The sequence below is a fragment of the Pseudomonas sp. D1-36 genome, assembly GCF_051132205.1.
Lineage (GTDB): Bacteria > Pseudomonadota > Gammaproteobacteria > Pseudomonadales > Pseudomonadaceae > Aquipseudomonas.
The window spans coordinates 3,001,418-3,020,715 of the sequence record NZ_CP071674.1 but is presented as its reverse complement, the minus strand read 5'-3'; the positions used below and the strand labels follow the sequence as shown (position 1 = coordinate 3,020,715).

Genomic DNA, 19,298 nt, shown 5'->3' with positions numbered 1-19,298 from the left:
GCGCCTTGGATTTGCGACCTTGAATCGTCAGAAATGTGGATCCAGTCCGTATTTTTGGGCAAACTCCATGATTTTCAACTGCTCACCAAGGCCTTTTCCATGACTCCTTCGTCTTCGGTCGACGAACAAAGTTTTCGCAAGCTTCTGAGCCGTAACATCAGCCTCCCCTTGGGTATCGGTGCGCTCAGCGCGGTGTTTTTCATCGTGCTGATCACCTACCTTCTCTCGGTGATCCAATGGGTCGGGCACACCGACCGGGTGATCAATAACGCCAACGAAGCGCTGAAGCTGAGCGTTGACCTGGAAACAGGCATGCGCGGGTTCCTGCTGAGTGGCGACGAGCACTTCCTCGACCCCTATGAAGTGGCCAAGCCCCGGATTGCGGTGGCACTGGACACATTGTTGGAACTGACAGCCGATAATCCGGTACAGACCGACCGCTTGCGCCGGATCGAGGCACTCCAGGTGGAATGGGCCAATTACGCCCAAGGCATGATCGATCTTCATCGCAGCGGCGGCGACTATCGCGGTGCGCTCAAGGCCGGGCGGGGCAAGCGGTTGACCGACGAAATACGCAAGACCTTCGAGGATGTCGTCGAGACCGAGCAACAACTGCGCGCCGAACGTAACGAACAGGTGCGCACCACCACGGTCTGGAGCATCGCTCTGTATCTGCTGTTCGTCGCCGCAGTCAGTGGGCTGCTGGCCTATGTTGGCCGTCGGGATCTGCTGACTCTGTCTGGCAACTACAGCGCCAGCCTGAAAGTCCAGCAGGAGAGTGCCTTGCACCTGGAGAAACAGGCCTGGTTGCGCAATGGCCAGACCCAGTTGGCGGAACAGGTCCTCGGTCAGTTGAGCTTGAATCTGCTGGGGCGCAACATCTTGCAGTTTTGTGCCCAGTACCTGGGCACCGTGGTCGCCGCCCTTTATGCACGGGAAGAAAACGGCACGCTACGGCGTATCGCCACCTATGGCATGTCCAAGGAGGATGACGAACTCCAGCAGGTCATCATCGATGGCGAGGGCATCGCCGGGCAGGCCGTGCGGCAGGGGCGTCTTATCCGGCTGGACGATGTGCCCCAGGATTATCTCAAGGTCAGCTCCGGGCTCGGCGAGGGACTGCCCAACTGCGTGCTGGTGGTGCCGACCCGTGACGATGACCGCATCAATGGTGTCGTTGAACTGGGCTTCCTGCGGCCGTTGCCCGCGCGCGACATCGAGCTGCTGGAGCTGGTGGCCGGGAACATCGGCACGTCCATCGAAGCGGCCCGCTATCGTCAACGCTTGCAAGAAGTGCTGGCCGAAACCCAGCAGTTGAACGAAGAGTTGCAAGTGCAGCAGGAAGAGCTCAAGACCGCCAACGAAGAGCTGGAAGAACAGTCGCGCATCCTGAAGGAATCCCAGGCCCACCTGGAAGCCCAGCAACAGGAACTGGAGCAGACCAACGAACAGCTGGCCGAGCAGCGCGACGCCATGGACCAGAAGAACAGCGAGCTGAACCTGGCCCAGATCCAATTGCAGGAACGCGCCGAAGAATTGCAGCGTTCGAGCAAGTACAAGTCCGAGTTCCTGGCCAACATGTCCCATGAGCTGCGCACACCGCTCAACAGTTCGCTGATCCTGTCCAAATTGCTGGCGGAGAACCCTCACAATAACCTCAGCGATGAACAGGTGAAGTTTGCCGAGTCGATCTACTCCGCCGGCAATGACTTGCTGAACCTGATCAATGACATCCTCGACATTTCCAAGGTCGAGGCCGGCAAGCTGGAAGTGCGGCCGGAAAACACCAGCGTGGCGCGTTTGGTGGAAGGGCTCCAGGATACGTTCAAGCCGTTGACGGCTGAAAAGGGACTGGACTTCGAGGTGCAGTTGCTGCCGGACGCGCCGTCGATGCTGTACACCGACCGCCAGCGCCTCGAACAGATACTCAAGAACCTGCTGTCCAACGCGGTGAAGTTCACCGAACGGGGTTCGGTCCAGGTGTCCGTAACCGGCCAGCCGGGCTCGGGCATTGCCTTCATGGTGCGTGATTCGGGCATCGGCATCGCCGCCGATCAGCAACAGAGTATCTTCGAGGCGTTCCGCCAGGCCGATGGCACCACCAACCGCCGCTACGGCGGCACCGGGCTGGGGCTGTCGATCTCCCGAGACCTGGCGACCTTGCTGGGCGGTTCGATCTCGGTGACCAGCGAGCCAGGGCAGGGCAGTGTCTTTACGCTGGTCTTGCCGGAGCGTTACGTCGAGCCCGGGGAAAATCCGGTGAATCCAGTGACCTTTACCCCGACCGCAACCGTGCCTGCAACGACCCGTGCGCCGGCACCCGTGCCGCTGATTGCCGAGGTGGACGCACCCCTCCCGCAATTCGCCGACGACCGGGACAAGGCGCCGTTCGATTCCCGTTGCATCCTGGTCATCGAGGACGAACCCAAGTTTGCCCGCATCCTGTTCGACCTCGCCCATGAGCTGGGCTACCAGTGCCTGGTGGCCCATGGCGCCGACGAAGGCTTTGATCTGGCCCTGCAACTGAGTCCCGATGCCATTCTGCTGGACATGCGCCTTCCGGATCACTCCGGGCTTACCGTTTTGCAACGCCTGAAGGAACAGGCCCAGACCCGCCACATCCCGGTGCACGTCATCTCCGTCGAAGACCGCGTCGAAGCGGCGATGCACATGGGCGCCATCGGTTACGCCGTCAAACCGACCACCCGGGAGGAGCTCAAGGACGTCTTCGCGCGACTGGAGGCCAAGCTGACCCAGAAGGTCAAACGCGTGCTGTTGGTCGAAGACGATGACTTGCAGCGCGACAGCATTACCCGTCTGATCGGCGACGACGACATCGAGATCACCGCCGTAGGCCTGGCGCAGCAAGCCCTGGACCTGCTGCGCAATAACGTCTACGACTGCATGATCATCGACCTCAAGCTGCCGGACATGCTGGGCAATGACTTGCTCAAGCGCATGTCCAGCGAAGAGATCTGTTCATTTCCGCCAGTGATCGTCTACACCGGGCGTAACCTGACGCGGGATGAAGAAGCCGAGCTGCGCAAATATTCACGCTCGATCATCATCAAGGGCGCCCGCTCGCCGGAACGCCTGTTGGACGAAGTCACTCTCTTTCTGCACAAAGTCGAATCCCGGTTGTCCCATGAACGACAGCGCATGCTCCAGACCGCCCGCAGCCGCGACAAGGTCTTCGAAGGCCGCAAGGTGCTGTTGGTGGACGACGATGTGCGCAATATCTTCGCTCTGACCAGCGCCCTGGAGGCCAAGGGGGCGATCGTGGTGATCGGGCGCAATGGGTATGAGGCGATTGATCGTTTGAATGAAGTGGAAGACATCGACCTGGTGCTGATGGATGTGATGATGCCCGAGATGGATGGCTTCGAAGCGACCACGCTGATCCGCAAGGACCCCCGCTGGCGCAAATTGCCGATTATCGCCGTGACCGCCAAGGCCATGAAGGATGATCAGGAGCGTTGCCTGGCGGCGGGCTCCAACGATTACCTGGCCAAGCCGATTGACCTGGATCGCCTGTTCTCACTGATTCGCGTGTGGTTGCCGAATATGGAAAGAATCTAGTGGAACGAAACACAGACATTGAGCTTCGTTTGTTGATCGAAGCGATCTACTTGAAGTACAGCTACGACTTTCGCGACTACTCCGGCGCTTCCATCAAGCGCCGGGTGCTGCATGCGTTGAACCAATTCGAATGCAAGACCATATCGGCCTTGCAGGAACGTGTGTTGCACGACCCTGGCGCATTCATGCAACTGCTGCAGTTGCTGACGATCCCTGTCAGTGAGATGTTTCGCGATCCTGCGCATTTCCTTGCCATCCGCGAGGAAGTGGTGCCGCTGCTCAAGACCTACCCGTCGATCAAGATCTGGATCGCCGGTTGCAGCACAGGGGAGGAGGTCTATTCCATGGCCATCCTGCTAAGAGAAGAGGGGTTGCTGGATCGTACGTTCATTTACGCCACGGACATCAACCCGCGCTCCCTGGAAAAAGCCAAGCAGGGCATCTTTTCCCTGGAAAATGTCCGGGCCTACACCCAGAATTACCAGCTCGCCGGCGGTAAGCGTTCGTTTGCCGACTACTATACGGCCGCCTACGATTACGCGATGTTCGACAAGACCTTGTGCAAGCATGTGACCTTTGCCGACCACAGCCTGGCAACCGATAGCGTATTTTCAGAAACCCAATTAGTTTCATGTCGTAACGTATTGATCTATTTCAATAAAAAGCTGCAAGATCGCGCTTTCGGGTTGTTTCATGAGTCCCTTTGCCACCGTGGGTTCCTGGTGTTGGGGAGCAAGGAGACGCTGGATTTTTCGGCGTTCAGTGCGCAGTTCGAACCGCTGGTCAAACAGGAACGGATCTATCGCAAGTTATGAATCCACTGACGGACAGATCCAGCCACTTGATCGAAGCAGTCGTCGTCGGCGCATCCGCCGGCGGCGTCGAAGCGTTGCTCAAGATTTTCAGCCACTTGCGCAAAGGCTTCAGCCTGCCTGTGCTGGTGGTGTTGCATTTGCCCGATGAGCGGGACAGTCAGTTAGCCCAGGTATTGCGTCATCGCCTGGCGATACCCGTTGAAGAAGCCCGCGACAAGCAAGACATTCTTCCGGGCACCTTGTACGTTGCAACCCCTGGTTATCACCTCTCGATCGAGGCCGACCGTAGCCTGTCGCTGAGCCTCGAAGAGCCGGTTCACCATTCGCGGCCGTCGATCGACGTGCTGTTCGAGTCAGCCGCCGATGTCTATGGCCCTCGTCTGCTGGCGGTGGTATTGACCGGCGCCAACAGCGATGGCGCCCTAGGCTTGGCCAGGGTCAAGGCGCTGGGCGGCATCACGGTCGTCCAGGACCCGAAGGAGGCGCAGGTTTGCACCATGCCTGAAGCGGCCCTTAGCTTGCACGAGCCTGACCATATCCTAACTTTGCAGGGCATCGGCCAATTGCTGGCCGGGCTGGAATGAACTAAATGCCAAGAGATATTCAAGCCAAACTGCTGATCGTCGACGATCTGCCTGAGAATCTGTTGGCCCTGGAAGCGCTGATCCAGCGCGATGACCGCGAGGTGTTCAAGGCCTTGTCGGCGGACGAAGCGCTGTCGCTGCTTTTGCAACATGATTTTGCCTTGGCGATCATCGATGTGCAGATGCCGGGCATGAACGGTTTCGAACTGGCCGAGTTGATGCGCGGCACGGAAAAGACCCGCAGTATCCCGATCATCTTTGTCAGCGCGGCCGGCCGGGAGCGCAACTACGCGTTCACCGGCTACGAAAACGGCGCGGTGGACTTCCTGCACAAGCCGCTGGATACCCATGCGGTCAAAAGCAAGGTCAATGTGTTCGTCGAACTTTATCGCCAGCGAAAGGCGATGAAGGAGCAAGTGCTTGCCCTGGAGCAGAGCCGCCGGGAGCAAGAGCTGTTGCTTGAGCAATTGCAAGCCACTCGCGGCGAGCTGGAGCAGGCCGTGCGCATGCGCGATGACTTCATGTCGATCGTCGCCCACGAAGTCCGCACGCCACTCAACGGCCTGATCCTGGAAACGCAGTTGCGTAAAATGCACTTGGCGCGGGACAACGCCGCCGCCTTCACCCTGGATAAAGTGAAGGCGATGGTCGAGCGCGACGAACGCCAGATAAAGAGCTTGATCCGTTTGATCGAGGACATGCTGGACGTATCGCGGATCCGCACCGGCAAGTTGTCCATCCGTCCGACCCGTTTCAATCTGACGGCGCTGGTTCAAAACCTGCTGCACAACTTCCAACCACAGATCAGTGCCGCCGAATGCACCGTGACTTGTACCGCCGAACCTTCGGTGGAAGGACATTGGGATGAGTTTCGTATCGAGCAGGTGGTTTCGAACCTGCTGACGAACGCGTTGCGCTATGGCTGCAAGAGCCCGATCGAGGTGCGTGTCTACCAGACGTCGGAGTATGCCTGTATCGAAGTCCAGGACCACGGGATCGGGATCAGCGAAGAGAACCAGAAGCGTATTTTCCAGCAATTCGAACGGGTGTCGTCAAAGGCCGCCGCCGCCGGCCTGGGCCTTGGGCTGTTCATTTCCGAGCAGATCGTCACCGCCCACGGCGGCATCATCACGGTCAACAGCCGCCTCAACGAAGGGGCGTTGTTTCGCGTTTGTCTGCCTTTTCAGAAAACTGGCGAACGGACGCAACCTCTGAGCGACCCCAGGGTCGTATCAGCAGCTATTGATTCAACAAAGGCTTCTCATGAGTGAAGATGCGCAAGACGTTGTATTGATCGTCGAGGATGACCCTTCGATCCTGATGGTGCTGTCGGCCTATCTTTCCGGGGAGGGGTATCGGGTGCTGCAGGCTGAAAACGGCGAGCAGGCGTTCGAGATCCTGGCGAGCAAGCCTCATCTGGACATGATGATTACCGACTTCCGTCTGCCCGGGGGTATTTCCGGGGTGCAGATCGCTGAGCCGGCGGTGAGGTTGCGTCCGGACCTGAAGGTTATTTTCATCAGTGGCTACGCCCAGGAAGTGCGCGAGACGGATAGCCCCATTACCCGCAAGGCGCCGATTTTGGATAAGCCGTTTGATTTGGATGTGTTGCAGGGGATTATGCAGGGGATGTTGTCTTAGTTTTGTTTCTGCGGTTGACTGGGGTATACGGCTGATTGGGTACATATCCGTTTCTGTGGTAATTGCTGCTGGAGGTTCCGCCCTTACGGCGGCTTACTTTTTTTCAGACGCCAAAAAAAGCAAGCAAAAAAGGCTTCGCCCCACCACTCGGCACCTCGCCGAGGCTCGGTGTGCCCTCACGCAGGCCAGCGTGGTTAACGGGGCGTTAAGATCAAGATCAAGATCAAAATCAAAAGCGGTGCCACGCCTCAAACCTTGATCATCTCCCGCACCTTCGCCGTCAACAAATCAAAGGTAAACGGCTTGGTGATCATCTGCATGCCCGGGTCAAGAAAACCACCGCGCACCGCCGCGTGTTCAGCGTAGCCAGTGATGAACAATACCTTGAGGTCAGGGCGGATCTGGCGGCCTATTTCGGCCAGTTGTCTTCCGTTCATGCCGGGCAGCCCCACGTCGCTGATCAGCAGGTCGATGCGCTGGTTCGATTGCAGGATCGGCACCGCGCCGTTGGCGTCGCCGGCCTCGACGAAGGCGTAGCCCAATTCGCTGAGCACCGCGCTGACCAGGACCCGCACCGCTGGGTCGTCTTCAACGATCAATACGGTTTCGCCATCTTGCGCATAAGGCGCCTGTGGGACGACGACTTGCGGTTCGTGCATTTCTTCGCCGATGAAGCGCGGCAGGTAGAGATTCACGGTGGTGCCGTTGCCAACCTCGCTGTCGATGGTCACGTGTCCGCGTGACTGCTTGCTGAACCCATAGATCATCGAAAGCCCAAGGCCCGTGCCCTGGCCGATGGGCTTGGTGGTGAAGAAGGGGTCGAACGCGCGATGCATCACCGCTTCGGGCATGCCGCAACCGGTGTCCTGAACGCTCAACACCACATAGTCGCCGGGCTCGAGGTTGCTGTAGGCGTCGGTAAAACCGGTGTCCAGGTATTTATTGAAGGTCTGCACCACCAGCTTGCCGCCGCCGGGCATGGCATCGCGGGCGTTGAGGACCAGGTTGAGCAGGGCGCTCTCCAGTTGGTTGGGGTCGGCTTCGGCGATCCATAGGTGTTCGTCGAGGCGCATTTCCAGGGCGATGCTTTCGTTGAGGCTGCGCTGAAGCAGTTCGCCCATTGATAGCACCAGGGTATTCATCTGCACGGCCTTGGAATCCAGTGACTGGCGGCGGGAGAAGGCCAGCAGCCGGTGGGTCAGGCCCGCGGCGCGATTAGCCGAGGTCACGCCCAGGTCGATCAGGCTGTCGAGATCTTCGGTGCGGCCTCGCGCCAGGCGTCGACGCAGCAGCTCGAGGCTGCCGATGATGCCGGTGAGCATGTTGTTGAAGTCGTGGGCGATGCCGCCGGTGAGCTGGCCGACCGCTTCCATTTTCTGCGATTGGCGCAGGGCTTCCTCGTTGTGACGCAGTTGGGCGGTACGCTCCTCGACTTGCTGTTCCAGCGTTTCCAAAGTGTTCTGTAGGCGTTGTTCGCTGGTGCTCAGGTCGATCAGGCGGTCCCGGGCTTCGTATTGCCTTCGGCGGCCGCGCAGGGCGGTGGTCACCAGGCTGACGAGCGTCACCGGGTGGAACGGCCGCTCCAGGAAGGTCACATTGCCCAGTTGTGTGCCGATACGTGCGACTGGGTTGTGCTCCGGCCCCCCGTGGTGCGTCAGCAGGACGATGGGCAGGTCGGACCATGCCGGTTGCTGCTCGATGTATTGGAACAGGTTCTCCAGGTCGGGCCATACCAGCGCTTCCGAGGAAATCACCAGCAGGCCCGCCCCGTGTTCCAACTCTTCACACAAATGACCCAGATGACTGCATACAAGGCCATTAAAGCCGGCCTCGTTGAGAATCATCAGGGCAATCTGGCTGTCCCGTCCCAGGGGCGCGAGAATCAGCGCCCGCTCGGACAGTGGCTCGCCCGACGTCACTGGGGATCATCCTCAAGCAACGGGTGTCCCGCTCCCATATAGGTTGGCACTCCGCGCAATACGCCTTGGAACGCTTCCAGCGGTTCACCGATGGTCATGCCCTGCTTGTTGATGCGGTATTCGCGGATGGTGGATTCATGGCTGCCGGTGCGTTTCTTGATGATGGAAATGGCCCGGCGAACCTTGCCCAGCGCCTCGAAATAACGCAATAAGATGACGGTGTCGGCCAGGTAGGTGATGTCCACCGGCGCTTGCATGTCCCCCACCAGGCCGTGTTGGGCGACGGTCATGAACGTCGCCGCGCCTTTGCGGTTGAGGTAGAGCAACAGCTCGTGCATGTGCAGAACCAAGGCGTTTTCTTCCGGCATGGCGGCCTGATAGCCATTGATGCTGTCGATGACCACGGTCTTGATGTCGCCTTCATTGACGCAACGGCGTACCCGGTGGGAAAACTCGCCGGGCGAAAGCTCGGCCGCATCGACCTGTTCGATCAGCAGATTGCCGGTATTTTGCAGTTCCAGCAGGTCGATGCCGATGTGCTTCATGCGCTCGAACAGCAGCCCCAGCTCTTCATCGAAAATGAACAGTGCGGCTTTTTCGCCGCGATGCACCGCTGCCGCCGCGAAAATCAAGGAAATCAAGGATTTGCCGGTACCCGCCGGGCCAAGAATCAGCGTGCTAGAGCCGGTCTCGATGCCGCCCCCCAGCAGGGCGTCCATTTCCTTGATGCCACTGGACAGTTGCTGGCGCACGTACTGGCCACGGTGTTCGGCGGCCACCAGGCGAGGGAATACATGCACGCCATCGCCCATGATGGTGAAGTCGTGGTAGCCGCCACGGTATTTCTGCCCACGGTACTTGACCACCCGCAGCCGACGCCGCTCGGCACCGTAGCTGGGGGTCAGTTCTTCAAGGCGGATAACGCCGTGGGCGACACTGTGTACGGTCTTGTCCAGGGACTCGGTGGTCAGGTCATCCAAGAGCACTACCGTAGCGTCGTAGCGCACGAAATAGTGCTTGATCGCCAGGATCTGCCGGCGATAGCGCAGGGAACTCTGCGCAAGGAGGCGGATCTCCGAGAGACTGTCCAGCACGACGCGGGTCGGCTTGACGCGCTCGACCACTTCGAAGATCTGCCGGGTCGCTTCGCCCAGCTCCAGGTCCGAGGAATACAGCAGGCTTTGCTGGTGCTCGGCATTGAGCAGGCTCTCGGGCGGGGTCAATTCGAAGATATGGATGTTTTCATCCAGGGTCCAGCCATGGGAGGCTGCGCCCTGGCGCAGTTCACGCTCGGTTTCCGATAGCGTGATGTACAACGAGCGCTCGCCGGCCTTTGCGCCGGCTAGCAGGAAGTGCAACGCGACCGTGGTTTTGCCAGTGCCCGGTTCTCCCTCCAGTAGGAACACATGGCCTCGGGACAAACCACCGGAAAGGACGTCGTCCAGCCCTTCGATACCGGTGGCGGCTTTTGCGCTGATCAACTCGTTAGATGTAATCAAAAATAACCCTCTCATGACTAGGGAAGTAGGCAGCTGGCGGGTTAGCGCCTGAAATGAACTGCCTGAACACTTGACCTTCGGCAGTCATGGCGGTTCCGCTTCCTTTGACAAAACGCGTACTGTTGCACAACTTTCGGTATACGCCTATTGCCCTATAAACCTTGTTGTATCGCCGGGTCGTCGGGGTTCAGTTGTTCCAACTGGGCCAACAGCACCTGGACATGCTGCAACTGACCGGTCTCCTTCCAATAGTTGATCAGCAACACCCGGGCGTTGCGGTCGGCGGGGTAGCGCTGGACGATTTCCTGCAACTGTTTCTGCGCCGCTTCCACTTCCTGCTCTTCATGCAGCGTAGTCGCCAGATCAAAACGGTATTGCCGGTTATCAGGCTCCAATTCCACCGCTTTCGCCAAGCCTAGCACCGCGTATTCACTCTGGCCGTGCTGCAACAGCCACATGCCCAGCGCATGTTGCAGATAAGCCGATGCCGGCTGCGCTTGCAACTGCCGAGCGAGCAACTGGCGGGCGGCTTCTCCCTGGCCTTGTTTATCCAGCACATCGACCTGCATGACCAGCGCCGGCAGGTTGTCGGGTTGCAGGCGCAGAAGATGCTCCAATGCCTGTTGGGCTTTTTCCAGTTCGGCGTCATGCCTGTACAGCCGGGCAAGCTGAAAGAGGGATTCGGGGGAGGGTGGGCTGTCGTTCAACGACTGCTTCCAGGTATCGACGGCGATCTGCATCGCACCGAAATACAGCCCAAGTTCATCGGGTGACAGCCCCAGCAATGCATTTACGGCGGCGAACCGGACATCCGGGTCGTTTTCATCCAGGAGCGGGCCGAGCAGCAGGCTGCGCTGGGCATTCGGCACCAGCCCGACGATGCTGCCGATCGCCGCGCGGCGGACCTGCGGCGATTCGCTGTGCAAATCCGCCTGCGCCAGTTTCAACGCTTGGGGGCTTGGATAGTTGGGCAGTTCGCCGTGCAGCCATACCCGGCGCTTGGGAGAGAGGTCCGGACGTCCCAGTTGCTGGTACAGCATCCGCGCCGCTCCTGGCTGTCCGTTGCGGGCGCTTTCCAACGCTTCGCTGTAACCACGCTTGATGGCCTCGGGAATCTGCGGTGTGGCATTGCGCAGCCATATCGCGACGAGACCGATTGCCAAGACAACCGCAAGCGTGAACAGCAGGTAGCGGCGAGACGAAGACATGCAGGTAATCCATAACCAGGAGCGTGAAATGCCGCAAGCTTCGGTCAGGTCCGCGTTTGAGTCAAACCTGTAATCGCGGTGAGGGACCCGCGGGTGCGAGCCTGCTCCCACAATGGATTCTGACATCCATAAAAAAGCCCCGCGTCCGAATGAGGCGCGGGGCAAACAATTGGTTGGTTGCGGCCAACCAAAGGAGCTCGGTTGGGAAGGGTGTCAGTTGCTGGCGACGGTTTCCGGTTGCCAGCCGCCGCCCAGGGCCTTGTAGATCGCGACAATGCCGCGATACAGGTCCACTTCGGCTTGGGCCTGACTGTCTTCGGCCGCCAGGCGTTCACGTTGGGCGTCGAGCAGCACGAGGAAGTCCTCGGTGCCTTCGCGATAACGGATCTCGGCCAGGTCGGCGGCCGCGCGGCTCGATTCGCTCTGGCGGATCAGCGAGATGAGGCGCTGTTGGCGTTTGCCGTAATCACTGAAGGCGTTTTCCGACTCTTCCAAGGCCAGCAACACTTGTTGCTCATAGTTCGCCAGTGCTCCGTCGGCGTCGGCGCTGGCGCCGCGTAAGCGAGCCCGCACGCTGCCCAGGTCAAAAGCGGCCCAGGTAATGCTCGGGCCCAGCGCCCAGGCGTTGGCGGCCGAGGAGCCGATCTGCGAACCACGTCCGGCGGTAAACCCGAGGAAACCGCTCAGGCTGACCCTGGGGAACAGGTCGGCCTTGGCCACGCCGATGCGCGCCGTGGCGGCTGCCAGTTGACGCTCGGCGCTGAGGATATCGGGACGGCGTTGCAACAATTGGCCCGGATCGCCAATCGGCAGAGCCTTGGCAATGGCTGGCAGCTGTTTAGGACTCAAGTCCACGCTCAGCTTGTCCGGGCGCTCGCCCAGCAATGTCGCAATGCGGTTGCGCTGACGCGCCTGTTCGGCCTGCAGTTGCGGCACGCTGGCTTCCACCGCGGCCAAGCGAGCGTCGGCACGCACCACGTCGAGCTGATCGCCGACGCCGGCATCACGCAGGCTTTCGGTGATCTTGCGGGACGCCTGCTGGTTCTCCAGGTTGGCCAGGGCGATTTTCTCCCGAAGCTGCGCGCCACGCAGTTGGCCGTAGGCGTCCACCAGCTCGGCGATTATGGTCACCTGCAGTTGGTAGAGATCGGCTTCGACGGCCTGCTGGTCGGCATCGGTCGCTTCCAGGTTGCGCTGGATGCGTCCGAACAGGTCCAGCTCCCAGGCCATGTCCAGGCCCAGGTCATAACGCTCGGAGTTGACCCGATCGTCCGTCTGCCCCATCGGGTTCTGGCCTTTGCCCAGTTCGCTGCTGGCGCGGCTGGTGATGGTCGGCATGGCGTCATTGCTGGCGTCGTCGCGAATCGCCCGGGCAGCCCGCAGGCGGGCGAAGGCCACGCGCAATTCCCGGTTGCCTTCCAGAGAACGCGTCACCAGCGAGTTGAGGGTCGGATCGTCGAACTGCTGCCACCAGACGCCTTCGAAGCGGGCGCGGTCGAAGTTCTTCTGGCCGGCGGCGCCGTCGGTGGCGGTGGTGATATTCGCCGCCTCCGTTTGCGGTGCCTTGTAGTCCGGGCCTACGGCGCAGGCACTCAGTGCAAGCACCAGCAGGCTCGGCAGGAACGCTTTCAAACTCATTGTTGCGCCTCCAGTTTCAAGGCCCGGGCCGCTTTGCGGGCCTCGCTGCGCTCGACGAAATTACGGATCAGTACGTAGAACACCGGGGTGAGCAGCAGGCCGAAGAAGGTCACGCCGAGCATGCCCGAGAACACCGCCACACCCATGGCGTGACGCATTTCCGCACCGGCGCCGCTGGAGAACACCAGGGGAACCACGCCCATGATGAAGGCGAAGGAGGTCATCAGGATCGGCCGCAGACGCAGGCGGCACGCTTCCAGGACCGCCGCCAGCGGGCTCATGCCTTCGAGCTGTTTATCCTTGGCGAACTCGACGATCAGAATCGCGTTCTTACAGGCAAGTCCTACCAATACGATCAAGCCAATCTGGGTGAAGATGTTGTTGTCGCCACCGGACAGAATTACCCCGGTAATTGCCGATAGCAGCGTCATCGGTACGATCAGGATTACCGCCAATGGCAGGCTCCAACTTTCGTATTGCGCGGCGAGCACCAGGAACGCCAGCAATACGCAGAGCGGGAACACGAACAGCGCAGTGTTGCCCGAGAGGATCTGCTGGTACGTCAGGTCGGTCCACTCGTAGGTCATGCCATTGGGCAGTTCGTCATTGAGCAGTTTCTCGATGGCTTTCTCGGCCTGGCCGGAGCTGTAGCCAGGGGCGGCGGCGCCGTTGATTTCAGCGGTGATGAAGCCGTTGTAGTGCATCACGCGGTCAGGCCCCGAGGTGTCGCTGACCTTGATGAAGGTCGCCAGCGGGATCATCTCGCCACGGTTGTTGCGCACCTTCAGTTGGCCGATCTGGTCCGATTCGAGACGGAACTGCTGCTCGGCCTGGACATTGACCTGGTAGGTGCGGCCGAAACGGTTGAAGTCGTTGGCATACAGCGAACCCAGGTAGATCTGGAGGGTGTCGAAGATGTCGCTGACGGCCACGCCGTGGGTCTTGGCCTTTTCACGGTCGATGGCGGCATCGACCTGGGGTACGTTCACGGTGTAGCTGGTGAACAATCCGGCCAGTTCCGGCACGTTGTGGCTCTTGGCGATGATGTTCATGGTTTCTTTGTACAGCTCGTCGTAGCCCAGGTTGCCCCGGTCTTCGATTTGCAGGCGGAAACCACCGATCGTGCCCAGGCCTTGCACCGGCGGCGGCGGGAAGATCGCCATGTACGCTTCCTGGATTTCCGAGTACTGGCCGTTCAAGGCACCGGCGATGGCGCCGGCCGACATGCTCGGGTCCTTGCGCTCGTCGAAAGGCTTGAGGGTCACGAACACGATGCCGGCGTTCGGGCTGTTGGTGAAGCCGTTGATCGACAGGCCAGGGAAGGCCACGGCGCTTTCCACGCCAGGCTGCTTGAGGGCCAGGTCGGACATGCGCTTGATCACATCTTCGGTGCGGTCCAGGCTCGCGGCGTCCGGCAGTTGGGCGAAGGCCACCAGGTATTGCTTGTCCTGGCCAGGCACGAAACCGGTCGGCGTGTTGGAGAAGCCGAAGAAGGTCAACACCATCAAGCCTGCGTAGACGATCAGGGCAATCCCGCTGCTGCGGATCACCCGAGCGACAGTACCCACGTAGCCATGGCTGGCACGTTCGAAGAAGCGGTTGAACGGACGGAACAGCCAGCCACCAAAGACCCGGTCCAGGAATCTGGAGAAACGGTCCTTGGGTGCGTCATGCCCCTTGAGCAAAACTGCGGCCAGGGCCGGCGACAGGGTCAACGAGTTGATCGCCGAGATCACCGTGGAGATCGCAATGGTCAGGGCGAACTGCTTATAGAACTGACCGGTCAGGCCGCTGATGAACGCCGCAGGAACGAAGACCGCGCAGAGCACCAGGGCGGTGGCGATGATCGGGCCGGTCACTTCGCCCATGGCGCGCTTTGTCGCCTCCACGGGGGTGAGGCCCAGTTCGATGTTCCGCTCGACGTTCTCCACCACCACGATGGCGTCGTCCACCACGATACCGATGGCCAACACCAGGCCGAACAGCGAAAGGGCGTTGAGGGAGAATCCGAACAGGTGCATGACCGCGAAGGTACCGATCAGCGAAACCGGTACGGCCACCAATGGGATGATCGAGGCGCGCCAGGTCTGTAGGAACAGGATGACCACCAGCACCACGAGGATCAGCGCTTCGAACAGGGTATGCACCACCGCTTCGATGGAGCCACGGACGAAGATCGTCGGGTCATAGACAATGCTGTAGTCCATGCCGGCCGGGAAGCCTTTCTTCAGCTCGTCCATTTTCTCCCGAACATCGTTGGAGATCTGGATGGCATTGGAGCCAGGACGCTGGAAGATCGGGATTGCCACCGCCGGCTGATTGTCCAGCAGCGAGCGCAGGGCGTATTGGCTGGAGCCCAGCTCCACTCGAGCGATGTCTTTCAGGCGAGTGATTTCACCGTTGGCGCCGGAACGAATGATGATGTTCTCGAACTCTTCCTCATTGACCAGGCGGCCTTGGGTATTGATCGAGAGCTGGAAGGCCTGGGCATTCGGTGCCGGCGGCGCACCCAGGGCACCGGCAGCGACCTGGCGGTTCTGCTCACGAATCGCGGTCACCACGTCGGTGGCGGTCAGGTTGCGCGAAGCGGTCTTGTTCGGGTCCAGCCAGACCCGCAGGGAATAGTCACCCATGCCGAACAGCTGCACATCACCCACGCCACCCAGGCGCGCCAACTCGTCCTTGATGTTGAGCAAGGCGTAGTTGGACAGGTAGAGCATGTCGTAGCGTTTGTCCGGCGAGGTCAAGTGCACGACCATCGTCAGGTCGGGCGACGCCTTGTCCACCGTGATGCCGATGCGGGTCACTTCCTCCGGCAGCTTGGGCTCGGTGCGGGTGACACGGTTCTGCACCTGCACCTGCGCGTTATCCAGGTCGGTGCCCAGAGCGAAGGTGATGGTCAGGGTGATCTTGCCGTCGGCGGTGGATTGCGAGGACATGTACAGCATGTTCTCGACGCCGGTGATGGCTTGTTCCAGGGGCGCGGCGACGGTTTCGCCGATGACCTTGGGGTTGGCGCCCGGGAAGTTGGCGCGCACCACTACGGTAGGCGGCACGACTTCCGGATATTCGCTGATCGGCAGTTGGAACAGCGAGATAGCGCCGGCGATCAGAATCAACAGCGAGAGCACCGCTGCGAAGATCGGCCGCGAAATGAAGAACTGGGAAAATTTCATCTTGAGTTCAGTCCCTTAACCGCGTGGGGACGCAGAGGCCAGTTTGCCTGCCGCTCCGGACGCTGCCTTGGAGGGCGCGACCTGGGGCAGATTGCTGGCTTCGAGCGCTTTGCGTTGTTGTGCCAGGGCGGCGAGGGTCTGCTCGCTGGCCATCGGCACGGTTTCAGGCGTAACCGGCGAACCCGGACGGGCCCGTTGCAGCCCCTTGACGATAATGGTGTCGTCCTTGCTCAGGCCGTTGCGCACGATGCGCAGGCCTTCGATCTTTGGCCCCAGCTCGACAGCGCGGTAGGCCGGCTTGTTCTCGCCATCCATCACCAGGACGAATTTCTTGCCCAGGTCGGTGCCTACGGCTTCGTCGTTGATCAGCACGGCGGAATAGGTGCCGCTGCCCACCAGCTTCAGTCGGGCATAAAGGCCTGGCGTGAAGGCGCCGTCTTTATTGTCGAACACCGCGCGACCACGGATCGTGCCAGTCTGTGGGTTGACCTGGTTGTCGACGAAGTTCATCTGGCCCAGGTGTGGATTGCCGTCTTCGTTGGACAGGCCCATGTAGACCGGCGTGGCTTGGCCGCGCTGGCCTTGGCGGGCAAGTTGGGTGTACTTGAGGAACACACGCTCGTCGGCGTCGAAGTAGGCGTAGACCTTGTCGGTGGACACCACACTGGTCAACGGCGTGACGTCGGCGGTCACCAGGTTGCCGGCGGTGATTTCCGCCCGGCTGACACGACCGTTGATGGGCGAGGTAACCCGGGTGAAGCTGAGGTTCAGCTTGGCCAGGTCCAGCTGCGCTTGAATACCTGCCACGGCGGCGCGGGCTTCCTGTGCAGCGGTCGTACGCGAATCCGCCAGTTCAGCGGAAATCGCATTGCTCAGACGCAGGCGTTCGCCACGTTGGGCCTCGTTCTCGCTGCGGGTCGCGGTGGCGCGGGCCTGGGCCAGTTGCGCTTCGAGACGACGCACTTCCGCCTGGAAGGGGCGGGGGTCGATCTGGAACAACAGGTCGCCTTTCTTGACCAGGGCGCCTTCGGTGAAAGCAACTTGATCGATCTGCCCCGAAACCCGCGGGCGAATCTCGACGGTTTCCGGTGCTTCGAGGCGCCCGGTGAATTCATCCCATTCGTTGACGGGCTGCTCCAGCACCTTGGCCACGCTGACTTTGGCCGCCGGCATCGAAGCTGCCGTATCGGGAGTCTTACCGCAAGCGCTGATCACCAGCACCGCCAACAGTGCGAGGGGAAAGCGCAATTTAGAAAGTGAATGTTCCATGGATAGCATCCGCCAAGTGTATTGAGATGGGCGGATGATGCGTGTCGAGGCGCAGAGGAACGAATCGAATGAAACAAAGGTAACTATCATCCGGAATGATATAAGTCATCGACGAGGCCTCTATCGCGGGGCTTTCGTTAGTTGGCTATCAATCCAGTTGATATCCCTTCAGGTGGTTCGCAAGACTGATGCCATCGCCTGCTCGGCGATGTCACGGGACATAAAGATCATGGATACGCTTGATCGCCCCTTCATTGCGCAACGCTTCCACCGCGCCGCGCAAATCCTCGACGAGTTTCGCCGAGCATTGCCTGGAGCACGCGAGATAGAGGTCGGCACTGCTGCCCACTGAACTCATGAGCAGCTTGCGCTTGGAAACTTTTGGCCAGATATATCGGCTTTCGGGCACGCCGTTGAACCAGGCATCGATGCGCCCCATCAGGAGCATTTGGGCAGGGTTGTCGCCGATGGCCAACGGGTAGATCTGGTCGTCCCGGAAGCCCTCGGTGCGCAGGATTTCCTCTTGCGCGCTACCCAGGCCGACGCCCACCTTGCGAAAGGTTTCTTTCGCTTGGGCAAAGCTGCCGACCTTATGATCGAGGCTGAAGAACGCGCGCTCCATGGGCATGATCGACGAGATCCAGGTGAAGCGGGTTTCTCGCCCCGGAATGCGCGACAGCGGCGCTATCAAGAAGTCATGCTCCTCACTGACGTGCTTTTGCGCCCTGGCCCAGGGAAGCACATGGATCTTTACCGCATACCCGGCGCGGGTGATCGCCTTCACGGCGACATCGCCGACAATGCCGTGGCCCCTGGGGTCGTTGAGCAGTGTCAACGGGGGCGCGTCGAGGATGTGCAGTTCAATGACCCGGGGCTCGCCGCACGCGCTATCGACAGCCAGGAGCAGGCAGAGCAGCGACAATACGCTGGTACGGTCATTCAATACGCGGGTGATCCGGCTCATGATCGTTACTTCAGGCATTGAAAGGCGCGCCATTCTATTGAGGGAGGCGGCGCGCAAATAGCCTCCTGCTGTCCAAAGCAAGCAGCACCCGACCGAGGGCACGACATTATTATTGGCTACACGTCGGCCTGTCCCTTGGCCTGACGACGTGTACCTGAAGGTATAGATCATCCGGAAGACAAAAGCCTTGAACTTCGCATGGCGGCAACCGCTCCCAAGATAGACGCCGCGAAACCCGGCTTGAAAATGGGTTTGCGTCATTCCTCGTTTGTAAGCCTCTCCCTCGCGTCTCGGGTGTCAACCGCGCACCGATGTCGGCAACGCTTCGTTGTAAACCGTATCTGTAGGCCATTTTCCGACAGCTTGTGAGTCCATTCTCTTTCGTAGAAATGGCCTGGGTTTAGACCTGTCCGGCTCTGCGCCGCTTCGCTATGTTTGTACAGCGAACACTTAACATCCGGTTTGAGAGGAATAGGCATGGCTTCATACAGTTTCCAGAATGAAGTACCCAAGAGCAGGATCAATATCAAACTTGATCTGCACACTGGCGGCGCGCAAAAGAAAGTTGAGTTGCCACTCAAATTGATGGTGATGGGAGATTACAGCAACGGCAGCGAACAGCGCCCTTTATCCGTCAGAGACAAGATCAATATCAACAAGCACAACGTCGATCATGTCCTGGCCGAGTTTTCGCCAACTTTGACGATCGCTGCGCATAATACATTGGCGGACAACGGGGAGGATATTTCAATCGAACTGCAGTTTCATCGCATGAAAGACTTTGAGCCGGAACAAGTAGCCAGGCAGATCCCTCAATTACGGGCGCTGCTGGCCATGCGCAATCTTCTACGCGACTTGAAGTCGAACCTGCTTGATAACATGGCCTTCCGTCTAGAATTGGAGCGCATCCTCCAGGATGATGCGCTCAGCAATGAACTGCGGGACGAATTGGCGGCCTTGGCGCCAAAAGACATTCGCTAATCAAATATGGGCGGCAGCCCAAAGA

Annotated in this window: 13 protein-coding genes; 6 read left to right on the top strand and 7 right to left on the bottom strand. The window is 59.9% G+C overall.

Annotated features, from left to right (window positions below):
* Nucleotides 1-99 precede the first annotated feature (99 nt).
* From J3P76_RS13365 to J3P76_RS13345, 5 genes are read left to right on the top strand one after another with little or no spacing between them, the layout of a single operon-like run.
* Nucleotides 100-3,579: a response regulator gene (locus J3P76_RS13365; RefSeq protein WP_434700840.1), complete on the top strand. Its 3,480-nt coding sequence runs from the start codon at nucleotides 100-102 to the stop codon at nucleotides 3,577-3,579.
* Nucleotides 3,579-4,394, top strand: a complete 816-nt coding sequence (locus J3P76_RS13360; RefSeq protein WP_420766867.1) for a CheR family methyltransferase — start codon at nucleotides 3,579-3,581, stop codon at nucleotides 4,392-4,394. Before J3P76_RS13365 ends, J3P76_RS13360 begins: the two co-directional genes overlap by 1 nt.
* On the top strand, nucleotides 4,391-4,978 hold the full coding sequence (locus J3P76_RS13355) for a chemotaxis protein CheB (protein WP_420766868.1): 588 nt from the start codon (nucleotides 4,391-4,393) through the stop codon (nucleotides 4,976-4,978). Before J3P76_RS13360 ends, J3P76_RS13355 begins: the two co-directional genes overlap by 4 nt.
* Before the next feature lie 5 nt (nucleotides 4,979-4,983).
* Nucleotides 4,984-6,249 (top strand): hybrid sensor histidine kinase/response regulator, encoded by a 1,266-nt coding sequence (locus tag J3P76_RS13350; RefSeq protein WP_434700839.1) that lies wholly within the window; start codon nucleotides 4,984-4,986, stop codon nucleotides 6,247-6,249.
* Nucleotides 6,242-6,619: a response regulator gene (locus J3P76_RS13345; RefSeq protein WP_030142671.1), complete on the top strand. Its 378-nt coding sequence runs from the start codon at nucleotides 6,242-6,244 to the stop codon at nucleotides 6,617-6,619. Before J3P76_RS13350 ends, J3P76_RS13345 begins: the two co-directional genes overlap by 8 nt.
* Nucleotides 6,620-6,867: 248 nt before the next feature.
* On the opposite strand, the gene J3P76_RS13340 is transcribed toward J3P76_RS13345, so the two are convergent.
* The 7 genes from J3P76_RS13340 to J3P76_RS13310 all read right to left on the bottom strand — a co-directional run bounded on the left by J3P76_RS13340 (nucleotide 6,868) and on the right by J3P76_RS13310 (nucleotide 18,292).
* The gene (locus J3P76_RS13340; RefSeq protein ID WP_434700838.1) at nucleotides 6,868-8,538 is read right to left on the bottom strand and encodes a response regulator; all 1,671 of its coding nucleotides are present in this window, start codon (nucleotides 8,536-8,538) and stop codon (nucleotides 6,868-6,870) included.
* Nucleotides 8,535-10,037: an ATPase domain-containing protein gene (locus tag J3P76_RS13335; protein ID WP_420766871.1), complete on the bottom strand. Its 1,503-nt coding sequence runs from the start codon at nucleotides 10,035-10,037 to the stop codon at nucleotides 8,535-8,537. The genes J3P76_RS13340 and J3P76_RS13335 overlap by 4 nt, the downstream gene beginning before the upstream one ends.
* A 152-nt stretch (nucleotides 10,038-10,189) precedes the next feature.
* On the bottom strand, nucleotides 10,190-11,245 hold the full coding sequence (locus J3P76_RS13330) for a tetratricopeptide repeat protein (RefSeq protein ID WP_434674893.1): 1,056 nt from the start codon (nucleotides 11,243-11,245) through the stop codon (nucleotides 10,190-10,192).
* Nucleotides 11,246-11,458: 213 nt separating this feature from the next.
* Nucleotides 11,459-12,883 (bottom strand): efflux transporter outer membrane subunit, encoded by a 1,425-nt coding sequence (locus tag J3P76_RS13325; protein WP_420766873.1) that lies wholly within the window; start codon nucleotides 12,881-12,883, stop codon nucleotides 11,459-11,461.
* Nucleotides 12,880-16,059 carry an efflux RND transporter permease subunit gene (locus J3P76_RS13320; protein WP_420766874.1) on the bottom strand — a complete coding sequence of 1,060 codons (3,180 nt, stop codon included), beginning with the start codon at nucleotides 16,057-16,059 and terminating at the stop codon, nucleotides 12,880-12,882. The genes J3P76_RS13325 and J3P76_RS13320 overlap by 4 nt, the downstream gene beginning before the upstream one ends.
* 15 nt (nucleotides 16,060-16,074) lie before the next feature.
* A complete protein-coding gene (mexE, locus tag J3P76_RS13315; protein ID WP_420766875.1) occupies nucleotides 16,075-17,328 on the bottom strand; it encodes a multidrug efflux RND transporter periplasmic adaptor subunit MexE in 1,254 nt (417 codons plus the stop codon).
* Between the two features lie 211 nt (nucleotides 17,329-17,539).
* Nucleotides 17,540-18,292, bottom strand: coding sequence for a substrate-binding periplasmic protein (locus J3P76_RS13310; RefSeq protein ID WP_434651121.1), 753 nt, complete (start codon nucleotides 18,290-18,292; stop codon nucleotides 17,540-17,542).
* 477 nt (nucleotides 18,293-18,769) lie between these two features.
* Between J3P76_RS13310 and tssB the strand changes: the two genes are divergently transcribed.
* Nucleotides 18,770-19,273 (top strand): type VI secretion system contractile sheath small subunit, encoded by a 504-nt coding sequence (gene tssB, locus J3P76_RS13305; protein WP_434674892.1) that lies wholly within the window; start codon nucleotides 18,770-18,772, stop codon nucleotides 19,271-19,273.
* Nucleotides 19,274-19,298: the final 25 nt, after the last annotated feature.

What these genes read in the sequence shown, in the direction of transcription:
- tssB (WP_434674892.1), top strand. Translation starts at nt 18,770, where the DNA reads ATGGCTTCATACAGTTTCCAGAATGAAGTACCCAAGAGCAGGATCAAT.
- J3P76_RS13355 (WP_420766868.1), top strand. Translation starts at nt 4,391, where the DNA reads ATGAATCCACTGACGGACAGATCCAGCCACTTGATCGAAGCAGTCGTC.
- J3P76_RS13310 (WP_434651121.1), bottom strand. Translation starts at nt 18,292, where the DNA reads ATGAGCCGGATCACCCGCGTATTGAATGACCGTACCAGCGTATTGTCG.
- J3P76_RS13350 (WP_434700839.1), top strand. Translation starts at nt 4,984, where the DNA reads ATGCCAAGAGATATTCAAGCCAAACTGCTGATCGTCGACGATCTGCCT.
- J3P76_RS13345 (WP_030142671.1), top strand. Translation starts at nt 6,242, where the DNA reads ATGAGTGAAGATGCGCAAGACGTTGTATTGATCGTCGAGGATGACCCT.
- J3P76_RS13365 (WP_434700840.1), top strand. Translation starts at nt 100, where the DNA reads ATGACTCCTTCGTCTTCGGTCGACGAACAAAGTTTTCGCAAGCTTCTG.
- mexE (WP_420766875.1), bottom strand. Translation starts at nt 17,328, where the DNA reads ATGGAACATTCACTTTCTAAATTGCGCTTTCCCCTCGCACTGTTGGCG.
- J3P76_RS13325 (WP_420766873.1), bottom strand. Translation starts at nt 12,883, where the DNA reads ATGAGTTTGAAAGCGTTCCTGCCGAGCCTGCTGGTGCTTGCACTGAGT.
- J3P76_RS13330 (WP_434674893.1), bottom strand. Translation starts at nt 11,245, where the DNA reads ATGTCTTCGTCTCGCCGCTACCTGCTGTTCACGCTTGCGGTTGTCTTG.
- J3P76_RS13320 (WP_420766874.1), bottom strand. Translation starts at nt 16,059, where the DNA reads ATGAAATTTTCCCAGTTCTTCATTTCGCGGCCGATCTTCGCAGCGGTG.